Origin of the sequence: Streptomyces sp. NPDC046887, from assembly GCF_040644755.1 — a bacterium.
In the GTDB taxonomy this organism is placed as follows: Bacteria; Actinomycetota; Actinomycetes; order Streptomycetales; family Streptomycetaceae; genus Streptomyces; species Streptomyces lichenis.
Genome location: NZ_JBEYXH010000018.1, coordinates 120,781 through 139,497 on the forward strand (window position 1 = coordinate 120,781; position 18,717 = coordinate 139,497).

The 18,717-nt window shown below is 74.8% G+C and carries 17 protein-coding genes; 6 read left to right on the top strand and 11 right to left on the bottom strand.

Features of this window, described 5'->3' with window-relative positions; genetic code table 11:
• Window positions 1-31: 31 nt before the first annotated feature.
• The 3 genes from ABZ945_RS18645 to ABZ945_RS18655 form a co-directional block, all read right to left on the bottom strand.
• Window positions 32-829 carry a carbon-nitrogen hydrolase family protein gene (locus tag ABZ945_RS18645; RefSeq protein ID WP_361270416.1) on the bottom strand — a complete coding sequence of 266 codons (798 nt, stop codon included), beginning with the start codon at window positions 827-829 and terminating at the stop codon, window positions 32-34.
• Between the two features lie 240 nt (window positions 830-1,069).
• A complete protein-coding gene (locus tag ABZ945_RS18650) occupies window positions 1,070-1,525 on the bottom strand; it encodes an Lrp/AsnC family transcriptional regulator (RefSeq protein WP_105868150.1) in 456 nt (151 codons plus the stop codon).
• 10 nt (window positions 1,526-1,535) lie between these two features.
• Window positions 1,536-2,927, bottom strand: a complete 1,392-nt coding sequence (locus ABZ945_RS18655) for an amino acid permease (protein WP_361270457.1) — start codon at window positions 2,925-2,927, stop codon at window positions 1,536-1,538.
• Between the two features lie 396 nt (window positions 2,928-3,323).
• On the opposite strand from ABZ945_RS18655, the gene ABZ945_RS18660 reads away from it, so the two are divergent.
• The 4 genes from ABZ945_RS18660 (at window position 3,324) to ABZ945_RS18675 (ending at window position 7,436) form a co-directional block, all read left to right on the top strand.
• On the top strand, window positions 3,324-4,394 hold the full coding sequence (locus ABZ945_RS18660) for a GDSL-type esterase/lipase family protein (RefSeq protein WP_361270419.1): 1,071 nt from the start codon (window positions 3,324-3,326) through the stop codon (window positions 4,392-4,394).
• 846 nt (window positions 4,395-5,240) lie between these two features.
• Window positions 5,241-5,603: an anti-sigma regulatory factor gene (locus tag ABZ945_RS18665; RefSeq protein WP_361270460.1), complete on the top strand. Its 363-nt coding sequence runs from the start codon at window positions 5,241-5,243 to the stop codon at window positions 5,601-5,603.
• 124 nt (window positions 5,604-5,727) lie between these two features.
• Window positions 5,728-6,972 carry a PP2C family protein-serine/threonine phosphatase gene (locus ABZ945_RS18670; protein WP_361270422.1) on the top strand — a complete coding sequence of 415 codons (1,245 nt, stop codon included), beginning with the start codon at window positions 5,728-5,730 and terminating at the stop codon, window positions 6,970-6,972.
• 80 nt (window positions 6,973-7,052) lie between these two features.
• Window positions 7,053-7,436, top strand: coding sequence for an ATP-binding protein (locus ABZ945_RS18675; protein WP_361270425.1), 384 nt, complete (start codon window positions 7,053-7,055; stop codon window positions 7,434-7,436).
• A 75-nt stretch (window positions 7,437-7,511) separates the two neighbouring features.
• Here the strand turns inward: ABZ945_RS18675 and ABZ945_RS18680 are convergent, their stop codons facing one another.
• The 7 genes from ABZ945_RS18680 to fmt form a co-directional block, all read right to left on the bottom strand.
• Complete coding sequence (locus ABZ945_RS18680) at window positions 7,512-8,954, bottom strand: GuaB1 family IMP dehydrogenase-related protein (RefSeq protein WP_361270428.1); 1,443 nt, start codon at window positions 8,952-8,954, stop codon at window positions 7,512-7,514.
• A 166-nt stretch (window positions 8,955-9,120) separates the two neighbouring features.
• Entirely contained in the window at window positions 9,121-10,167 is a 1,047-nt protein-coding gene (locus tag ABZ945_RS18685; RefSeq protein ID WP_361270431.1) for a sugar-binding domain-containing protein, read from the bottom strand.
• A gap of 80 nt (window positions 10,168-10,247) precedes the next feature.
• Entirely contained in the window at window positions 10,248-10,931 is a 684-nt protein-coding gene (rpe, locus tag ABZ945_RS18690; RefSeq protein ID WP_361270433.1) for a ribulose-phosphate 3-epimerase, read from the bottom strand.
• Between the two features lie 106 nt (window positions 10,932-11,037).
• Window positions 11,038-12,183 carry a DUF6596 domain-containing protein gene (locus ABZ945_RS18695; protein ID WP_361270462.1) on the bottom strand — a complete coding sequence of 382 codons (1,146 nt, stop codon included), beginning with the start codon at window positions 12,181-12,183 and terminating at the stop codon, window positions 11,038-11,040.
• An 8-nt stretch (window positions 12,184-12,191) separates the two neighbouring features.
• Entirely contained in the window at window positions 12,192-12,599 is a 408-nt protein-coding gene (locus ABZ945_RS18700; RefSeq protein WP_361270436.1) for a YciI family protein, read from the bottom strand.
• 115 nt (window positions 12,600-12,714) lie between these two features.
• The gene (locus ABZ945_RS18705) at window positions 12,715-14,136 is read right to left on the bottom strand and encodes a transcription antitermination factor NusB (protein WP_361270439.1); all 1,422 of its coding nucleotides are present in this window, start codon (window positions 14,134-14,136) and stop codon (window positions 12,715-12,717) included.
• Window positions 14,137-14,170: 34 nt separating this feature from the next.
• A complete protein-coding gene (gene fmt, locus ABZ945_RS18710) occupies window positions 14,171-15,115 on the bottom strand; it encodes a methionyl-tRNA formyltransferase (RefSeq protein WP_361270442.1) in 945 nt (314 codons plus the stop codon).
• Window positions 15,116-15,412: 297 nt separating this feature from the next.
• Between fmt and ABZ945_RS18715 the strand changes: the two genes are divergently transcribed.
• Window positions 15,413-15,931: a hypothetical protein gene (locus tag ABZ945_RS18715; RefSeq protein WP_361270444.1), complete on the top strand. Its 519-nt coding sequence runs from the start codon at window positions 15,413-15,415 to the stop codon at window positions 15,929-15,931.
• 192 nt (window positions 15,932-16,123) lie between these two features.
• Here ABZ945_RS18715 and ABZ945_RS18720 read toward each other — a convergent pair whose 3' ends face one another.
• On the bottom strand, window positions 16,124-18,274 hold the full coding sequence (locus ABZ945_RS18720) for a primosomal protein N' (RefSeq protein WP_361270446.1): 2,151 nt from the start codon (window positions 18,272-18,274) through the stop codon (window positions 16,124-16,126).
• Window positions 18,275-18,371: 97 nt separating this feature from the next.
• Here ABZ945_RS18720 and ABZ945_RS18725 point away from each other — a divergent pair, with 97 nt between their 5' ends.
• Window positions 18,372-18,533, top strand: a complete 162-nt coding sequence (locus ABZ945_RS18725; RefSeq protein WP_361270449.1) for a hypothetical protein — start codon at window positions 18,372-18,374, stop codon at window positions 18,531-18,533.
• Window positions 18,534-18,717 lie beyond the last annotated feature (184 nt).

An 18,717-nucleotide genomic window follows, 5' to 3' on the forward strand; every position in this document is an offset into this window, starting at 1 on the left:
GGCGGAAGGTCTTCGGGGTGCGGCGGGCGGCTCAGACCAGTGAGGTGTAGAGGTCCGGGCGCCGGTCGCGCAGATAGGGGTTGGCCTCGCGCGAGGCGGCCAGCAGCTCGGGGTCGACGTCCCCGGTGACCAGCTCCTCGCCGCGGCCGGCGCGGGCCCGGGCGGTGCCGTCCGGGCCGGCCAGCGCGGAGAGCCCGACGAACTCGAACTCGCCCTCCACACCGGCCCGGTTGGCGTAGGCGATGTAGAGCTGGTTCTCGAAGGCGCGCACCGGGACCACGGACTCGGCGACGATCTCGGCGGGGTGCATCAGCGCGGTGGGCACGATCAGCAGCTCGGTGCCGGCCAGGGCGTGCGCCCGGACGTTCTCCGGGAACTCCACGTCGTAGCAGATGATCAGCCCGACCCGGACGCCGTTCAGCTCGGCCTGGACCACCGGCTGGTCGCCTGCGCTGAACGAGTCCGTCTCGAAGCCGCCGTAGAGGTGGGTCTTGCGGTAGTTCGCCAGCCGGGTCCCGTCCGGGCCGACGAGCTGGGCCGCGTTGTAGACCGTGGAACCGTCGCGCTCGGGGTAGCCGTAGGCGATGGCCAGGCCGTGGTGGGCGGCGAGGGAGGCGATCGCCTGGGCGGAGGGGCCGTCGGCGGGCTCGGCGAGCCGGGCGATGCCGTCGCCGATCGCGTAGCCGGTGAGGAACATCTCCGGGGCCACCAGCAGCCCGGCGCCGGTCGCGGCGGCCCGGGCGGCGGCCTGGTCCAGCACCTTGAGGTTGGCGGCGACGTCACCAAGCTGTCCGGAGCTCTGGAGCAGGGCGGTGCGCAGCGGCGGCATCGGCGACCTCGGGATCTCGGGTGGTACGGCGGGAAGGTGCCCGGGCGGATGCGCGCGGTCCGGGCGGCGGGCCCGGGGGCATCGTGGAGTGCCGGGGACGTTCAAAACGGTACGGTCCGGTGCTCATTCCGGACAAGGCGCGACCGTTGCGTACCGACCATCGATCTATTGCGTACGTAAGCGATCAGACGGTGATTCGTTGCGCGTGAGCGTCCCGCCCCGTGCGCTGACCCGTACGGATTACGCGGGCGAGCCCGAGGAGAAGCGCCGCAGCAGGGGCGACAGCACCAGCACCGACTTGGTGCGCTCCACGAACGGCTCCCCGGCGATGCGCTCCAGCACCCGCTCGAAGTGGCGCATGTCGGAGGCGAAGACCTGGACGATCGCGTCCGCCTCCCCGGTGACGGTGGAGGCGGACGCGACTTCCGGATAGCGCTCAAGACCGCGCTGGATGGTCTCGGGCGAGGTGTTGCCCCGTGCGTAGATCTCGATGAACCCCTCGGTCTCCCAGCCCAGCGCCGCCGGGTCCACCCGTACGGTGAAGCCGGTGATGGCGCCTTCGGCGCGGAGCCGGTCCACCCGGCGCTTGACGGCGGGGGCGGAGAGGCCGACGAGCGATCCGATGTCCGCGAAGGAACGGCGGGCGTCCTCGGCGAGGGCGTGGACGATGCGTTCGTCGAGATCGTTCAGGCGCACGGGGGGTGGATCACTTCTCTGCGGTGGCCAGTCGGGAGCGGCGCATGCCGTAGAGGAAGTAGAACACGAGACCTGCGGCCATCCAGCCAAGGAAGACGATCCAGGTCGGGGCCATGAACTGGGACATGCTGGCGGCGCAGGCGAGGAAGCCCAGGATCGGGAAGGTCCAGCCCAGCGGCACCCGGAAGGAGCGCTTCAGGTCGGGACGGGTGCGGCGCAGCACGATCACCGCGATGTTGACCAGGCCGAAGGCGAAGAGGGTGCCGATGCTGGTGGCGTTGACCAGCTCGCCCAGTGGGATGACCGAGGCCAGCGCGCCGCAGAACAGCGAGACGATCACGGTGTTGCGGCGGGGCGTGCCGGTCTTGGCGTTGACCTTGGCGAAGACCTTGGGCATCAGGCCGTCGCGGGACATCGCGAACAGCACCCGGGTCTGGCCGTAGAGCACGGTCAGCACCACGCTGGCGATGGAGATCACGGCACCGGCGGCCAGCAGGGTGCCCCACAGGGAGTTGCCGCTGACGTCGTTGACGATCGAGGTCAGCGGGGCGGTGGCGGTCTCGAACTTGGTCCACTTCCAGGCGCCCACGGCGACGGCCGCGACCAGCACGTAGAACGCGGTGACGATGACCAGCGAGAGCATCAGCGCGCGCGGCAGGTCGCGCTGCGGGTTCTTCGCCTCCTCACCGGCGGTGGAGGCGGCGTCGAAGCCGATGTACGAGAAGAAGAGCACCGACGCGGCGGCGCCGATCCCGCCCACGCCCAGCGGCATGAAGTCGGCGTAGTTGCCGGACTGGAAGCCGGTGAAGCCGATGGCGCAGAACAGCAGCAGCGCGGCGGCCTTCACAAAGACCATGATCGTGTTGAGCCGGGCGGACTCACGGGCGCCGCCCAGCAGCATGACCATCGCCAGCAGGACGACGATCAGACCGGGCAGGTTGATCACACCGCCCTCGCCGGGCGCGGAGGAGAGGGTCGCCGGGATGGTGACGCCTATCGTCCCCTCCAGCAGCTTGTTCAGGTACTCGCCCCAGCCGACCGCGACCGCGGCCACCGACACGCCGTACTCCAGGACCATGGCCCAGCCGCAGACCCAGGCCAGCAGCTCGCCCATCGTTGCGTATGTGTACGAGTACGAGGAGCCGGCGACCGGGATGGAGCCGGCCAGCTCGGCGTAGGAGAGCGCGGAGAACAGGGCGGTCAGACCGGCGATCACAAAGGAGACGGTGACCGCCGGGCCGGCCTTGGGGACGCTGTCGCCGAGGACGACGAAGATGCCGGTGCCGAGGGTGGCACCGATGCTGATCATGGTCAGCTGCCACATGGACAGGGTGCGGCGGAGCGTGCCGCCTTCACCCTTGCCACCCTCGTCGACCAGCACATCCACCGGCTTGCGGCGCATGAGGACGGAGAGGCCGGACGCCTTGGGGGCGGGTGGCTCGGTGGCGGGAGAGGCTGTGCCTTGGTCCAGCACTGCTGGGGGCTCCTTCGTCGCTGCGGGGAAAGAAAGCGGCGCCTTCGGCGTCTCGCGGGCAGCGGGAAGAAGCCCGTGGGATGGGGAGACCGCCGAGCTGACGGTCGCCGCCACTCCTGGTACGGGGCACGAGCCTAAACCCCATCGCTTCGCGTCCGTAATGCACCGTTGTTGCGTTCCCACGGATGATCATTGCGTGCTGGGGCCGCGGACGGGGAAACATTGCGCCCTGGCACACGAATCCGAACATCGGGGGCAGGAGACCCTCCGGCGCTCCCGCGCACCGCACACCCCTCACCTCCCCGAAGGAAGGCGGACGACCCGATGGACGACTGGCCGGCCCCGGAGCCGTTTCTGCGCGGCACCGCCTGGTGGGACGAGGACCGTCCGGTCCGGGCGGACCCCGCCGACCTGGCACGGCTCCCGTGGGACACCGCCGCCCGGGCCCAGCTGCCCACCGGGGTGCGGCTGGAGTTCACCGCCTCCCCCGGCACCCGGGCCGTGGCACTGCGCTACCGGGCGCGTGTACCCGAGGCCCCCCGGTCCATGCGTGAGCTGTCCCACTGCTTCTCGCTGTGGCAGGGCGGCCGGTGTGTACGGGAGGTCCTGGCACCGCCCGCCGAGAAGTCCGAGGTGGTGATCGAGCTGCCCGCCCCCGGAAAAGGGAACGACGGCCCCTTCACCGTCTACCCGCCGGAGAGCCAGGCGCCCCGGATCACCGGGATCCGGGCGCTCGGCGGGGAGCTGGCCCCCGCCCCGCGCCGCCCGCGCTGGCTGGTGCACGGCGACTCCATCACCGAGGGCTGGCTCGCCACCCGGCCCGCGCTCACCTGGCCCGCGACCGCCGGACGGGCCCTCGGGCTCGACCCGGTCAACCTCGGCTACGCGGGCTCGGCGCGCGGCGACCTCGCCCTGGCCCAGCAGCTGGCGAGCCTTCCGCGGGCCGCCCTGGTCACCCTGGCCTTCGGCACCAACTGCTGGTCGGGGGTGCCGTATTCGGCCCCGCTGTTGTACGAGACGGTCCGCGCGTTCCTCTCCCTGGTACGGGCCGGCCACCCGGGCACCCCGCTGCTGCTGGTCTCCCCCGTGCTGCGGCCCGAGGCCGAGACCAACGCCAACCCGCTGGGCGCCACCCTCGCCGACTTGCGTACCGCCATGGAGGAGGCTGCCCGGGACCACACGGCCGCGGGCGACCGGCTCCTGGCGCTGCTATCCGGACGGGACGTGCTCGGCCCCGAGCACCTCGCGGACGGGCTCCACCCGAACGACGAGGGGCACGCCCGGCTCGCCCGCGCGGTGGCCTCGGCCGTGCGCGACCACTGGCCCGAGCTGCCCCACCGGCCCCGACCGGCACAGGACACGACGGGCGCGCATGCCGCCGCGAACTCCGGGTAGCAGCGCCTTCGATCGGTGACATCGACGCGAGGAGGGGCCGTGGACCGGAGGAGCTGTCCGGCGCCGGTGCGCGCCTTCGGTGTGCGGGCCGCCCCATGTGACATACCCGACGGGCCTTGCGAGGCCGTGCAGGGGCACACCGCCCGGTGAGGGGCGACAGGGCGGTGGCCGGCACGCACGGCCACCGCCCTCGCCGTCCCGGACCTCCGGGGACGCGGCAGCCGGAGTGCGACGATGGAAGGCCGCCCGGCGGCCGGTCGCCGCGAGAACCCGCGGCCCGCCCCTCCTCCCCGTCACCGATCGCGAAAGGTGCCTGTGTACCCGGTGAACCAGTCGCCGCCCCGTACCCGCGGCACCGCCCGCCCCCGGCGGGTGACCGCATGACGCCCCCCACCACCCCGGCCGAGCGCCCCACCGCGCCCGGCCGTTTCGGCGTACGCGGGCGGGTGGGCATACGGGGCGGGTCTGCCGTACGCGGCCGGGCCGACGCGCGGGGCGAGGTCGCCGTACGCCGGCGGGCCGACGCACGCGGCGGAGCACCGGTACTCAGCGGCCCTGCCGTACCCGGAGGAGTCCCGCCCCGCCCACCGAGCAGCCGGGGAGGTCCCCATGGCCCTGCCGCGTGAGAGGCGGTCCCTGAGCGCCCCGGTCGTCGCGCCCCGGCGGCCGCCGGACGACCGCCCGCCGGAGGACCGTACGACCGGCACCCGCCTGCCGGAGGACCGTACGACCGGCACCCGCCCGCCGGGTGACCGCCCCGCCGGGCCCCCGGCCGCCGCTCCCCGTGCCCAGCCGCCCGTTCCCTCCGAAGCGGCGGGCCGCTACCCGGCCGCCTCCGAGGAGGACCTGCTGACGCTCCGTCACGCGGTGCGGGCGGCCACCGTGGAGGCCGGCTTCGGTCTGGTCGACCAGACCCGGATCGTCACCGCGATCAGCGAACTGGCCCGCAACGCCTATGTGTACGGAGGCGGCGGCACCGTGGAGATCGAGCCGGTGGCCTCCGGCACCCGGCGCGGGCTGCGGCTCACCGTCAGCGACGAGGGGCCCGGGATCGCCGACCTGGAGCGCTGCCTCACCGACGGCTACACCACCGGCTCGGGCCTGGGGCACGGCCTCGGCGGGGCCCGGCGCCTGATGCACGAGTTCCGGGTGCGCAGCGCCCCCGGCGAGGGCACCACCGTGGTCGCCGCCCGCTGGAAGGACCGCTGATGGCCCGCACCGCGCGCCCGCCCACCGCGGGCCGCCCCGCACCCCCACACCCCCCACATACCCCCACCGCCGGCCCGACCGGCCCCCATACCTTCCGGCACCCGGGCCGGACCCGGAGAAGACCATGAACGACCGGATCACCACCCACAGCTCGCTCGGCGGGCTCCGCGAGGAGCTGCGGCTGCTGGCGTACCGCGCGGGACTGCCGGTGGAGACCCGCTACCGGCTGGCGCTGTCCGCGGCCCGGGTGGCCGCCGGGGAGCTGGCCGAGGGGCGCCCGGTGCTGCTGGAGACGGTGCCCCCGCAGGCCACCGCCCGGGACACCGGCACGGAGCCGGACCGGCTGACCGTACGGCTCCATCTGCCGTACGCCTCCGAGGGCCCCTCGCTGGACGGGCTGCCGCTGCCCGCCGAGCGGGTGCCGGGACCGGCCGCGGTCTGGCGGCTGCCCGCCCCGGCGGAACCGGCCGCGGCCGGGGACCGGGACGGCCCGGCCGCCACCGAGCTGCTGGAGGAGGAGCTGCGCGCCGCGGTCGCCGGGATGGACGAGCTGGCCGAGGACCACCGGCAGCTCAAGCACGAGCTGTCCGAGACCAACAGCGGGGTGCTGGCGCTCTACGTCCAGCTGGAGGAGCGCGACGAGCAGCTGCGGCAGGCCCATGGGCGGATGCTGCGGCAGCTGGAGGACGCCCTGCGGCCGGCCCCGGTCGCGGTGGACGGCCTGGAGATGGCGGTGCACTACGAGCCGGCCGAGAAGGACGCCCCGACCGGCGGCGACCTCTACGACTGGTTCGTGCTCCCCGACGGCACCGTGCACATCACCGTGGTGGACGCCCTCGGCCACGGGCTGACCAGCACCAGGGCCGCGCTCAACGTGACCCACGCGGTGCGCACCCTGGCCCTGGAGGGGCATCCGCTGGAGTCGCTGGTGGGCCGGACCGACGAGGTGCTGGCCACCTTCGACCACGAGCTGATGGCCACCGTGCAGGTGGTGCGGCTCGACCCGCGCACCGGTGAGCTGGCCATGGCCAACGGCAGCCATCCCCCGGCCCTGCTGGTCCGCGGCGGCGACGGCACCGGTTCGCTGCTGGAGGCGCGCGGACGCGGTATCGGCTTCCCGCTGCCCGGCAGCGAGGGGCTGCTGCACGACCGGCTCGACCCCGGCGACCTGCTGGTCCTCTACACCGACGGGCTGACCGAGAGCCGCCGGGACCCCCGGGAGGGCGAGCAGCGGCTGATCAAGGCGGCCTGCGGGCTGCGCGAGCGGCCGATAGCGGAACTTCCGGCGGCCATCGCCGAGGAGATGCGCACGATGGTGCTGCACCCGGACGACACGGTGGCGCTCACCGTTCGCCGCTCCCGGCCCTGAGGGAGCCCATCGGCACGAAGTGGTGCGTGTCACCCACAAGGGGCGGGTAAGCGGACGGTGAACGACCGAAGGAGCCGCCCATGGTTGTCGAAGTCCCGCCCTGTGCCGACTCCGCCTCGGCGCGTGAGGCCACCGCGCGTTTTCTGGCGGAGTACTGCCCCTGGGCCGATGTGTCCGCCGTCCAGCTGGTCGTCACCGAGCTGACCGCCAACGCCCTGCGCCACGCCGGGAGCCGGTGGCGGCTGCGGCTGGGCACCGCCGGGGACGAGCTGTCCGTGGAGGTGGACGACTCCAGTCCGGCCGCCCCCGAGCCCCGTGCGCCGGACTTCTCCGGCGGTGGCGGGTTCGGCTGGCATCTGGTGCAGGCGCTGGCCAACCGGCTGGAGGTCCGCCCGCACGCCGCCGGGAAGACGATCCGCGCCGTCTGGGCCCGCAGCCGGCCCGCCGCCGTGGCCGCCGCCTAGGCACCACGGCAGGCACGGCGAAGGGCCGCCCCCGCCCCGCGGCGGAGACGGCCCGGTGAGGAAGCCCGGTCGGCGTCAGCTCCAGCTGGCGTGCAGCGGCTTGCCCTCGGCGTACCCGGCGGCGCTCTGCACCCCGACCACGGCCTTCTCGGCGAACTCCGCCAGGGAGCCCGCGCCCGCGTAGGTGCAGGACGAGCGGACGCCGGCGATCACCGAGTCGATCAGGTCCTCCACGCCCGGGCGCTCGGGGTCGAGGAACATCCGGGAGTGCGAGATGCCCTCCTCGAACAGCGCCTTGCGGGCCCGGTCGTACGCGGACTCCTCGCTGGTGCGGTTGCGCACGGCGCGCGCGGAGGCCATGCCGAAGGACTCCTTGTAGAGCCGGCCGTCGGCGGCCTGCTGGAGGTCGCCGGGGGACTCGTAGGTGCCGGCGAACCAGGAGCCGACCATCACATTGGAGGCGCCGGCGGCCAGCGCCATGGCGACGTCGCGCGGGTGGCGCACCCCGCCGTCGGCCCAGACGTGCTTGCCGTACTTCCTCGCCTCGGCGGCGCACTCCAGCACCGCGGAGAACTGCGGGCGGCCCACGCCGGTCATCATCCGGGTGGTGCACATGGCGCCGGGGCCCACCCCGACCTTGACGATGTCGGCGCCGGCCTCGATCAGGTCGCGGACGCCCTCGGCGGCGACGATGTTGCCGGCCGCGATCGGCACCCGCGGGTCCAGGGCGCGGACCACGCGGATGGCGGCGATCATCGACTCCTGGTGGCCGTGCGCGGTGTCGATGACCAGGGTGTCCGCCCCGGCGTCGAGCAGCTGCTTGGCCTTGCCGGCCACATCGCCGTTGATGCCCACGGCGGCGGCGATCCGCAGCCGCCCCCTGGCGTCCACGGCCGGGGTGTAGAGGGTGGCGCGCAGGGCGCCCTTGCGGGTGAGGATGCCGGCCAGCCGGCCGTCGGCGTCCACCGCGGGGGCGTAGCGGCGGTTGCGCTGGTCGAGGGTGTTGAACGCCTCGCGCGGGTCGATGTCCGCGTCCAGCAGCAGCAGGTCCTTGGACATGACCTCGGAGAGCTGGGTGAAGCGGTCCACTCCGCTCAGGTCGCGGTCGGTGACCACGCCGACCGGGCGCTGGTCCTCGTCCACCACCACACCAGCGTTGTGGGCGCGCTTGGGCAGCAGCGACAGGGCGTCCGCGACGGTCTGGTGGGGCTCCAGCACGATCGGGGTGTCGAGCACATGGTGGCGGCTCTTGACCCAGGTGATGACGTCGGTGACGACCTCGATCGGGATGTCCTGCGGGATGACGACGAGACCGCCGCGGCGGGCGACGGTCTCGGCCATCCGGCGGCCCGCGATCGCGGTCATATTGGCGACGACCAGCGGGATGGTGGTCCCGGTGCCGTCGGGAGAAGCGAGGTCCACGCCCTGACGGGAGCCCACGGCCGAGCGGCTCGGCACCATGAACACGTCGTCGTACGTGAGGTCGTACGGCGGCTTCAGGTCATTGAGGAAACGCACGTGCTGAACATCCCAGTCGATCGGAGTCGGCCCCGGTCAGATCATCAGCCCGGGGGAAATCGCACGTACTTCATTCTCCCACGCCCGCGCAGGCGTACGCCTCAGACGGAACCTCCAGGCCCCGCCCGGCCCCCTCGTCGCATCCTCCAAGCCCCGCCGCGCGGCCTCACTCGTCCGGGTCGGCGCGGTCCAGCGCGGGGCGCGGGCCGGGCGTGAACTCGGTGAGCAGGTAGTCCGCGGCCGAGGTGTCGGTGACCAGGCTGGTGACCAGCCCGGAGCGGAGTACGGCGCCGATGGCCGCCGCCTTGCGCTGGCCGCCCGCGATGGCGACGACCTCGGGGATACGGCGCAGCCGGTCGGCCTCCACGGCGATGCAGCGCTCGACCAGGTCGCGGCCGACCCGGCGGCCGGAGGCGTCGAAGAGGTGGGCGGACATCTCGGCGGCCACCCCGAGCGAGGCGTAGTGGGCGCGCTCCTCGTCGCTGAGCATGTCGTGGACGGTGGAGATACCCGGCTCCCAGGAGCCGATGGAGACCGCGGCGACGGTGACCTTGTCGAAGTAGTCGAAGGCCCGGGCGATACCGGTCTGGTTGCGCAGCGCGGCGGCGGTGGCCGGGTCGGGCAGCAGCATCGGCGCGTAGATGGGGTGGGCCTCGCCGCCGGAGACCTGGGCGGCGCGGCGCACCGCCTCCACCGAGCCGCGCTCGGCGGTGCCCGCGTCGTACACCCCGGTCAGCTGGACCACCGTGCACGGCGGCAACCGGTCCAGGGCGGCGGCCATGTGGATGGTGGAACGGCCCCAGGCCAGCCCCAGCACATCCCCCTCGGCGACCAGCTCGCCCAGCAGGTCGGCGGCCACCTCGCCCAGGTTCTCCGGGTCCGGGGAGGCGTCCTCGCCCTCCGGCGGGGACTCGACGACCACGGCGTGCCGCAGCCCGTATCTGGCGCGCAGGGCGTCGGAGCGCTCGGCGTCCAGCTCGGCGGGGACGCGGATCTCGATACGGACGAGGTCGCGTTCGAGGGCGGTCTCCAGGACCCGGGCCACCTTGAAGCGGCTGACGCCGAACTCCTCGGCGATCTGGATCTTGGACTTCCCCTCCAGGTAGAAGCGGCGGGCCATGGCCGCGGCCTGTACGAGCTCCGCGGGTCCCATCCGCAGGGCTGGCCGTCCCGCCGACATAGCAGACACCGCGCTCTCCTCACTGCTGTTCACACGTTCACGTCGGACCGTCATCCTCGCAGATCCGGCGGTCCGTGATCGGTCCTGTGGGGCTTCGTTCATCTCCCGGTGGCTCAGTGGCCGCACGCCCAGGCCGCGCCCTTGGCCGCCGCGGCCGCCTGCTCGCGCAGCCCGCGCACCGCGGCGGCCGGGTCCTCGGCCCCGTAGACCGCGCTGCCGGCCACGAAGACATCGGCGCCGGCCTCCGCGCACCGCTCGACCGTGGACGCCGACACCCCGCCGTCCACCTGCACCCAGACGTCCAGCCCGTGCTTGGCGACCAGGTCCCGGGTGCGGCGGATCTTGGGCAGCATGATGTCCAGGAACGCCTGCCCGCCGAAGCCGGGCTCCACGGTCATGATCAGCACCATGTCCAGCTCGGACAGCAGGTCCTCGTACGGCTCGATCGGGGTGGCCGGCTTCAGCGCCATCGAGGCCCGCGCCCCCTTGGCCCGGATCTCCCGCGCCAGCCGCACCGGGGCGGCGGCCGCCTCCACATGGAAGGTGACCGACCCGGCCCCCGCCTCCACGTACTGCGGGGCCCAGCGGTCCGGGTCCTCGATCATCAGATGGCAGTCCAGCGGGATGTCCGTCGCCTTGCGCAGCGACTCCACGATGGGCACGCCCAGGGTGAGGTTGGGCACGAAGTGGTTGTCCATGACGTCCACATGGAGCCAGTCGGCCCCTTCGACGGCCCGCGCCTCGTCGGCGAGGCGGGCGAAGTCGGCGGACAGGATGCTGGGGTTGATCTGGGCCATGGCCCAAGCCTGCCATGCCTTCCGGCCCTTTCCGCACCCCCGTCTCCCCGGGTACGGAGGACCGGTGCCGCGTTTGCCGCTTTCGCGGTGCACCACCGGGGTCTCGTCAATCCTCCCGGTGGGCGTGGAGACGGGCGGCCTGGCGGGTCAGGTGGTCGCGCTCGGGGAGGTTCGGGGCCTGGCGGGCCGCCTCGGCGTAGAGCCGGGCCGCCGCCACCGGGTCGCCGTCCCGTTCGCGGAGATACGCCGCCACCGCCGGGTAGCGCGGCAGCGCCGGGTCCAGCTCCGCGAGCGCCGCCAGACCCGCCCGGGGGCCGTCCGCCTCGCCGACGGCCACCGCGCGGTTCAGCCGGACCACCGGGCTGCCGGTCAGCCGCACCAACTCGTCGTACCACTCCACGATCTGCGGCCAGTCGGTCTCCCCGGCGGTGGGCGCGTCGGCGTGCAGCGCCGCGATCGCGGCCTGGGCCTGGAACTCGCCCAGCCGGTCCCGGCCCAGCGCCGCCTGCAGAATGGCGACGCCCTCGGCGATCGCCCCGGTGTCCCAGCGCCCGCGGTCCTGCTCGGCGAGCGGCACCAGCGCCCCGTCCGGCGCGGTACGGGCGGCCCGCCGGGCGTGGTGCAGCAGCATCAGCGCGAGCAGCCCCGCCACCTCGGGGTGGTCGACCGCGGCCGCCAGCTGCCGGGTGAGCCGGATCGCCTCGGCGGCCAGGTCGACATCGCCCGAGTACCCCTCGTTGAAGACCAGATAGAGCACGCGCAGCACGGTGGCGACCTCACCGGGCCGCTCCAGCCCCACCCCGGCGACCGTCTTCTTCGCCCGGCTGATCCTCTGCCCCATGGTCGCCTCGGGCACCAGATAGGCCCGGGCGATCTGCCGGGTGGTCAGCCCGCCGACCGCGCGCAGGGTGAGCGCCACCGCGGACGAGGGCGTCAGCGACGGATGGGCGCACAGGAAGTACAGCCAGAGCGTGTCGTCCGCCCCCGGCACCGGCCCGGGCTCCGGCTCCTCCCCCACCAGGTCCTCGCGCCGCCGCCGCGAGGCATCCGCCCGGGTCGCGTCCAGGAACCGGCGCCAGGCCACCGTCACCAGCCAGCCCTTCGGGTCGCGCGGAGGCTCCCCGGGCCACACCCGCACCGCCTCCACCAGGGCGTCCTGCACGGCGTCCTCGGCCGCCGCGAAATCGGCTCCGCGGCGGACGAGGATCCCCAGCACACCCGGCACCAGCCCCCTGAGCAGGGCCTCGTCCATCGGCCGGGTCACTCCGTGACGATCGGCAGCGCGGTCAGGAACGGGCGCAGCTCCAGCCACTCGTGGATCGGCTTCCCGTCCTTGCCCGGAGCCGCCGACAGCTCGCCGGCCAGCTCCACGGCCCGCTCATGGCTGTCCACGTCGATGATCATCCAGCCGGCGATGAGGTCCTTGGTCTCGGCGAACGGCCCGTCGGTGACCGGCGGCCGCCCCTCGCCGTCGTAGCGGACCCACATCCCCTCCGGCGAGAGCGCCTGCTCACCGACGAACTCCCCCGTCTCCACCAGCCGCGCCGCGAAGTCGTTCATGTACTGGATGTGCGCCGAGATCTCCTCCGGCGTCCAGCGGTCCATGGACACGTCGTTGACCGCCGCCGGAGCGCCCCGGTAGTGCTTGAGCAGCAGGTACTTGGCCATCGTGGTCTCCTCGGTCCGAGTGCGGCCCATTGTGGCCGCCTTCACCCCGAGGACGGAGCAGCCCGCGCGTCCTCGACATCCTCCGACCGATTTCCCTGAACTTTCTCGCGAAGTCTCAGCCGGTCCGCCGCAGCAGCGCCAGATACATCGCGTCCGTACCGTGCAGATGCGGCCACAGCTGCACATCGGGGCCGTCCCCCAGCGCCGGGACCCCCGGCATCAGCGGCCGGGCGTCCAGCAGCTCCGCGCCCCCGGTGCGCTTGAGTACGTCGTCCACCACGGCCCGGGTCTCCGCCGGATGCGGCGAGCAGGTCGCGTACCCGACCACCCCGCCGACCCGTACCGATGCCAGCGCCTCGGTGAGCAGCGCGCGCTGCAACGGAGCGAAGCCCTCCAGATCCTCCGGACGCCGCCGCCACCGCGCCTCCGGACGGCGCCGCAAGGCCCCGAGCCCCGAGCACGGCACATCGACCAGCACCCGGTCGAACGACCCCGGCACCCACGGCGGCCGGGTGCCGTCGGCGGTGATCACCTGGTACGGGCCGGGGTTGCCCGCGAGCGCCCGCTCCACCAGCCGCGCCCGGTGCGGCTGCTTCTCCGCGGCCACCAGCTGCGCGCCCCGCTGTGCCGCCAGCGCACCCAGCAGCGCCGCCTTGCCGCCAGGCCCGGCGCACCCGTCCAGCCACCGCCCGTCCGGCCCCTCCAGCGGGGCGTTGGCCAGCGCCACGGCCACCAGCTGGCTGCCCTCGTCCTGCACCCCGGCCCGGCCCTCGGCGACCGCCGCCAGCGCCCCGGGCTCGCCGCCCTCGGCCAGCCGCACCGCGTACGGCGACCAGCGCCCGGGCAGCGCGTCCTCGCCGACCGCCGCCAGCAGCTCGTCCTGCCCGATCCGGCCCGGGCGCGCCACCAGCGTCACCTCGGGCCGCTCGTTGTCCGCCTCCAGCAGGTCCTCGATACCCGCCCGGCCCCCTCCCAGCGCGTCCCACAGCGCCGACACCACCCACCGCGGATGCGAGTGCACCACGGCCAGATGGTCCTCGGCGTCCTCCTCGTACGGCGGGGCGACCTCTTCCAGCCACCCGTCCAGATCCCGCTGGGCGATCCGCCGCAGCACCGCGTTGACGAACTTGGCGCGCCCGTCCCCCAGCACCACCCGGGCCAGCTCCACGCTCGCCGACACCGCGGCGTGCGTCGGGATCCTCGTACCCAGCAACTGGTGCGCGCCCAGCGACAGCACGTCCAGCACCGGCGGGTCCACCTCGCGCAGCGGCCGGTCCACACAGGCCGCGATCACCGCGTCATAGGTGCCCTGCCGGCGCAGGGTGCCGTACACCAGCTCGGTGGCCAGCGCCGCGTCCCGTGCCTCGAACCCCTCGTTGTTCTCCCGCGCCTTGCGCAGCAGCGGCGGCAGCACCAGGTTCGCGTAGGCGTCGCGCTCGTCCACCGCCCTCAGCGCCTCGAACGCGAGCATCCGCACCGGGTCCTTCTTGGGGCGGCGGTACGGCGTGGACGGACGGCGACGGGACTGCTCGCTCAAAAGGTGCTCCGCGGATCGAAAAGGCTGAACCCTCTCAGCCTACGTCCCCGGCCCCCAGCCGCTCCCCGGGGGCGATCCGCACCCCGCGCGCCCAGTCCGCACCCCGCATCGGCTTCTTGCCCTGCGGCTGCACCCACAGCAGCTCCACCGCGTGCGACCCGGTCCCGGCCCACACGTTGTTCTTCGCCACCGCCAGCTCACCCGGTGCCAGCTCGCTCCGCTCCGGCACCGGCAGCGCCTGCACCACCTTCAGCCGCTCCCCCCGGAACACCGTCCACGCCCCCGGCGCGGGGGTGCAGCCGCGCACCATCCGGTCCACCCGCAGCGCCGGCGCCGCGAAGTCCAGCCGGGCGTCCTCCACGGTGATCTTCGGCGCCAGGCTCACCCCGTCCGCCGGCTGCGGCACCGCCTGGAGCGTGCCGTCCTCGATCCCGTCCATGGTCGCCGCGAGCAGCCCCGCCCCGGCGAACGCCAACCGGGTCAGCAGGTCCCCACTCGTGTCCGTGTGCCGCACGTCCTCGGTCACCACTCCGTACACCGGCCCCGAATCCAGCCCCTCCTCGATCAGGAACGTCGACGCGCCCGTGGTCTGGTCCCCCGCCATGATCGAGTGCTGCACCGGAGCGGCGCCGCGCCATGCCGGCAGCAGCGAGAAGTGCAGGTTCACCCAGCCCCGGGCCGGCACGTCCAGCGCGACCTTGGGCAGCAGCGCGCCGTACGCCACCACCGGGCAGCAGTCCGGCGCGATCTCCCGCAACCTGCCCAAGAACTCCTCGTCCCGCGGCCGGACCGGCTTCAACACCTCGATCCCCGCCTCCTCGGCCCGCTGCGCGACCGGACTGGCCACCAGCCGCCGCCCCCGCCCCGCGGGCGCGTCGGGCCGGGTCACAACGGCGGCCACCTCATGCCGCCCGGAGGCGATCAGAGCGTCCAGGGCGGGAACGGCGACCTCGGGGGTGCCTGCGAAGACGAGCTTCATCGGGGTCTGGCTGCCTGTCTGTTGGTCCGGCGGTGGGCAGCGCACCAGTCTAGTGCGGTGGGCGCCTCGCGCCGCGGTGGGCGCCTCGCGCCGCGGTGGGCGCCTTGCGCCGCCGTCGACCGGGTCCGCCCGGCGGCCTAACCCCCCGCCGCCGCCCGCCCGAGGGCACTCGCATATGCGGATACGCATCCGCAGCGTGACCCCGCCGAGCGTGGCGCGTTGGTCAAGACGGATTGACCGACCAAGGGTCGCCGCGCGCGGCCCGCCCCTTTCCGACGCCGGTTCGAGAGGCTCCTCATGGCCGACCACGCAACCCACGACGCCCAGGCCCGGGCGAGCCTGCACCTGCTGGTGCGGGACATCGAGCGGGTCCGCCGGCAGGTGGACGCATTGCGCACGCTCACCGCACAGCTCGGCAATGTCTACCGTCCGCGGCGATCGGGACCCGCCACGGGCTTCGTCGTCTACGGCCGGGCCCCCGCCCCCACGGTCCGGCTCGCCCAGGAGTTGCGCGACAGCGTCGAGACCCTGGTCACCGCCGCGGTGGACTTCGACCGCTCGCTCGGCTTCTCGTGGGACGCGGTGGGCTCCGCCCTCGGTGTGACCAAGCAGGCCGTCCACCGCCGCTACGGCACGCGCCGCCCGACCCCGCAGCCGGTCGCCGGCGGCCCCGAGCAGAGTGAGCCGGGGACCAGGACGGTGCCCACCGTCCCCGCCGCCCGCTCCATGCCCATGCCGCAGCAGCCCACCGCCGCCACCCGGACGCTCCGCGAGGACGTCCGCCCCAGCGCCTTCCCCGCCCCGCGCAACGGCTGACCTCCCCCCGACCGGCTGCCGCCCGCCCCTCCTCCCCGGCGGGCGGCAGCCGCACACCCCCGGCCGCGCGAGAACACCGGCGGGCTCGGCGGCCGCTCCCGGGGCCGCCGCCACGGCCGACAGCAGGGCCGCGCCCACCCCACGCACAGGGCAGAGGTCCGCCCCGCCTCCGCTCGCCCGGCCCGCCGAGGCTCAGCCGATGTCCGGGGGGTCCACCCGGACCCGCACCGGGTCGTCGCCGCCCCGCGCCAGCCGTCCCGCCTGCGCGGCCTTGAGCGCCGCGGCGAGGGCGGCCCCGCTGCCCGGCGGTACTCGCAGCAGGGCGCGCTCCCACTCCTCGCCCGGCGGCGGGTCGCCGGTCCGGCGCGGGGCGCCCGGGGAGCGGGGCGGCAGCGGCACGGGGCCCAGCACCTCGGCGTCTCCCGGCAGCTCGGCTCCCGCCAGAAAGGCCGCCACCGCCTCCGGCCGGCCCGTCACGGACGCCATCCGGGAGACCGGCGGGAAACCCAGCTCGGCGCGCTCGGCCAGCTCCCGCTGGGCGTGGCCCACCGGGTCCCAGCGGACCAGCGCCTGCACCGGGCGGAGCGTCGGCTCGGCGACCACCACGACCATGCCGCCGTCGTCCTGGCCGCGTACCAGCGCGGCGGCGTCGATCCAGCGGCGCAGGGCCTCCTCCCCGGCCCGCAGGTCGGGGCGGCCCAGCATGGCCCAGCCGTCGAGCAGCAGCGCGGCCGCGTAGCCGGCGCCCTCGGCGACCGGCTCGGCGCCGGGGGTGCTGACGACCAGGGCCGGCCGGTCCGGCACGGTGTCCAGGATGTGGTCGCGGCCGGAGGTGCGCACCGGCACCGCGGGGAAGGCGCGGCCCAGTTCCTCGGCGGTGCGCCGGGCGCCCACCACCTGGGCGCGCAGCCGGGGCGCCCCGCAGGTGAGGCAGTGCCAGTCGGGGGCGCCCCGCCCGCACCAGCCGCAGCGCAGCGAGTCCTGGCCCCCGGGGGCCTCCAGGGGGCCGGAGCAGTGGCGGCAGCGCGCCGGGGTGCGGCACAGCTCGCAGGCGAGACGAGGGACATAGCCGCGGCGGGGCACCTGCACCAGCACGGGGCCGGTCTTCAGGCCCTCGCGTACGGCCTGCCAGGCCAGGGTGGGCAGCCGGGCGGCGCGGGCGGCCTCGTCGCGGGCCAGCTCGTTGTCGCCGACGGTGCGGACCAGGGGCGCGGCGGCCCGGACCTCGTGGCGGGGGGCGAGCAGCGGGCGGGCCCAGCCGGTCTGCACCAGCTGCGCGGCCTCCACGGTGCAGCCGGTGGCGCCGAGCAGGAAGCCGCAGCCCTCATGGGCGGCGCGCAGCAGCAGGACCTCCCGGGCGTGCGGCAGCGGGGCGTGCTGCTCGCTGTGGCTGCCGTCCCCGTCGTCCCAGATGGCGACCAGTCCGAGGTCCTTGACCGGGGCGAACATCGCCGCCCGGGTGCCGACGACGGCCCGCACCGCGCCCCGGCGGACGGCGAGCCACTGGGCGTACCGCCGCTCGGGTCCGGCCTCGGCGGTGAGCAGGGCGTGCCGGCCCTCCCCGAGGGCGGTGGTGAGCGCGGCGTCCACCCGGGCGGCGGCCCGGCCGTCGGGGACGACGACCAGCGCGCCTCGTCCGGAGGCGAGGGCGGCGGCGATGGCGCGGGCCAGTTCGTCGGCCCAGTGCGGCCCGGGCAGCGCGTTCCAGACCGCGCGGGGCGAGGCGCCCTGGGTGAGCGCGGCGAGGAACGCCTCCCCCTGGTCGTACCGGCTCCAGCTGCCGGCTTCCGGGGCGGGCGGCGGGGGCAGCGGCTCGGGCGAGGGGCGGCGCTCGGCGCGGGCGCTGCGGGGCGGCACCGCGAGCTGGAGTACGTCGGCGAGGCTGCCCGCGTACCGGTCGGCCACGGCGCGGGCGAGGCCGAGCAGCTCGGCGCTGAGCACCGGTTCGGGTGAGACCACGTCGGCGAGGGCGGCGAGCGGCCCGGCGTAGTCGGACTCGGCGCGCCGCTCCACCAGGAAGCCGTCGATGAGCCGGCCGCCCTCGCGCCGGCCGCCGCGCACCTGGTGGGCGCCCGCCCCGAACCGGACCCGGACCCGCACCCCCGGCTGCGCGGCCTCGTCCAGCTCCTCGGGGACGGCGTAGTCGAAGAACTGGTCGAGATGGAGCACGCCCTTGTTGACCACGACCCGGGCGACCGGCAGCTCCTTGGCGAGGGCCGCGCCGCGCCAGGTGCGGGGCTTGGCCCGGGGGACGTTCGCGGTGCGGACGGTCTCCCGGATCAGCGCGAGCTGCTCGGGCGGTTCGACCGCTCCGGCCTCGGGTTTCTCCTGCTCGCTGCTCACACCGAATTCCTACCAGACCCCACCGACACCGCCTCCGGGCGGCCGATTCGCCGGGCCATCGGACCCGTTGTCAGTGGTGTCCGCTTCCATGGTGGCCATGACCGTTCACACCGTCGCCGGCCGGCTGCCCGGCATCACCGAGCCGCGCGACCACTGCCGTGCGCCGGCCGCCCTGGAAGCCGTCGTCTGCCCTGACCCCGGCTGGCACGCCTACACCTGCTCCCGGCGCTGGTCGGAGACAGCGGAGCTGCCGGGATGAGCAAGGGCTGGTTCCGGGCCGCCTCGGTGAGCCGGCCGAGGACCTGGCGGGGATCGGCTACCCGCGCTGATCCACGACCGCACCGGCAGCGCGCCCGGGAACAACGCCGGGGTCCGGCACCCAGGAGAACGGGTCCGATGGCCCGGCGAATCGGCCGCCCGGAGGCGGTGTCGGTGGGGTCTGG